The 376-nt window shown below is 63.3% G+C and carries 1 protein-coding gene; it reads right to left on the bottom strand.

Annotation, left to right across the window (positions count from 1 at the left end; all coding sequences use genetic code 11):
* Nucleotides 1-211 precede the first annotated feature (211 nt).
* On the bottom strand, nucleotides 212-376 hold a 165-nt coding region (locus ACZYVJ_RS25750; RefSeq protein ID WP_463834075.1), incomplete at its 5' end, for a response regulator transcription factor.

The following is a 376-nucleotide window of genomic DNA, read 5'->3' as shown; positions in this document are numbered from 1 at the left end:
CCCCTGGGCCACCGCGGTAACCAGCGCGCCGATCAGTTTCAGCTCGTCCGCCCGCCCCCGAATCGGCGGAGTGACCAAGCGTTGGCCGCCCGCGTCAAATAGGCCGGTTGGAGGCCCCATCGGGTGTCCTGTCTGGCGTTTAGTTACCGGACTGCCATTGCAGTGCACGTCATTGTAGGCCGTACACGTCATCCACCAGATTTGCTGCCGATCAATCGGCGCCGCGGATGAGTCGGGTCAATTGGGCGCGAGAGGTGATGCCTAGCTTGACAAACGCGTTGTGCACGTGGGATTTCACGGTGTGGGGGGAGAGGTGCAGCTCGGTAGCGACGTCGCGGTTGGTCGCACCCTGTGCGATGAGGTTGACGACGGTGAG

The organism is Mycobacterium sp. IDUB_3 (assembly GCF_055419585.1).
The sequence above is the reverse complement of the archived record's forward strand: the minus strand, read 5'-3'. Positions and strand labels throughout refer to the sequence as shown.